We start from the raw sequence: 1260 nt of genomic DNA, 5'->3' as shown, positions 1-1260 counted from the left end.
AACTGACCCGCACCCAGATCCTGCAGCAGGCCGGTACGGCCATGCTGGCCCAGGCCAATCAGGTGCCCCAGAACGTGCTCAGCCTGCTCCGCTAATCGCTGAGAAAAGCCGGGGCGGACGCTTTTCGTTCGCCTCGGCCAGGCACTTCACTTCGCTTCACGCCTAAGGAATCGCATTCATGGCACAAGTCATCAACACCAACACGATGTCGCTCAATGCTCAGCGCAATCTGAGCACCAGCGGCGCTTCGCTGGCTACTACCATTCAGCGCCTGTCTTCGGGCTTGCGCATCAACAGCGCCAAGGACGATGCGGCCGGTCTGGCCATCTCCGAGCGCTTCAGCACCCAGATCCGCGGCCTGGATGTGGCCGTTCGCAACGCCAACGACGGCATCTCGCTGGCCCAGGTGGCCGAAGGCTCGCTGACCGAAATCGGCAACAACCTGCAGCGCATCCGTGAGCTGTCGGTGCAGTCGGCCAACGCCACCAACTCGTCTTCCGACCGTGCGGCTCTGAACGCGGAAGTGAAGCAGCTGACCTCGGAGATCGACCGCGTCGCCAAGCAGGCCGAGTTCAACGGCACCAAACTGTTGGACGGTTCGTTCTCCAGCCAGCTGTTCCAGGTCGGTGCCAACGCCGGTCAGGCCATTGCCATCGACAAGGTGGTCAATGCGCAGGCGGCGGCCCTAGGTGGCGCGGTGTTCGACACCAATACCTTCACCGTCGCCACGCCCGCCGACGGCACGACGGGTCTGACCATCGAAGACCTCACCATCACCGACAGCAAGGGCAACGCCGTGGTCATCGACACGGTTGACGTGGCCGCCACCGGCACTGCCACGGGTACCCGTGACGCCGCCGCAGCCGCGCTGGTCAGCGCCATCAACGCCAAGCTGGGCGAACACGGCGTGTATGCCGAAGCCGGTGCCGCCGGCGCCATCAACCTGACTTCGGTCAAGGACAGCGTGGACGCCGATGGCGACTTCGCGGGCTTCGCCGTAGATACCGGCACCTGGACCGGCGGCACTGCCCCGGCCGACGTGACCGCGACCGCGGCAGCACCCACCGCGAAATTCGGCAGCGATCTGGACATCACTACGTTCAAAGGCGCGCAGCAGGCGCTGGAAATCGTTGACAAGGCCCTGACCTCGGTCAACGGCGCGCGCGCCGACCTGGGTGCGGTGCAGAACCGCTTCACCTCGGTGGTCGCCAACCTGCAGACCAGCTCGGAAAACCTGGCCGCTTCGCGTAGCCGTATCCG

General features: G+C 65.0%; 2 protein-coding genes. Both read left to right on the top strand.

Annotated elements, in window-relative coordinates; all coding sequences use genetic code 11:
- Positions 1 to 2: 2 nt before the first annotated feature.
- Positions 3 to 95 (top strand): flagellin, encoded by a 93-nt coding sequence (locus tag AB6O04_RS20650; RefSeq protein ID WP_305806937.1) that lies wholly within the window; start codon positions 3 to 5, stop codon positions 93 to 95.
- Positions 96 to 178: 83 nt separating this feature from the next.
- A partial coding sequence (locus AB6O04_RS20645) for a flagellin (protein ID WP_368566307.1) occupies positions 179 to 1260 on the top strand: 1082 nt, incomplete at its 3' end.

The organism is Pseudoxanthomonas sp. UTMC 1351 (assembly GCF_040948865.1).
In the GTDB taxonomy this organism is placed as follows: Bacteria; Pseudomonadota; Gammaproteobacteria; order Xanthomonadales; family Xanthomonadaceae; genus Pseudoxanthomonas_A.
The sequence above is the reverse complement of the archived record's forward strand: the minus strand, read 5'-3'. Positions and strand labels throughout refer to the sequence as shown.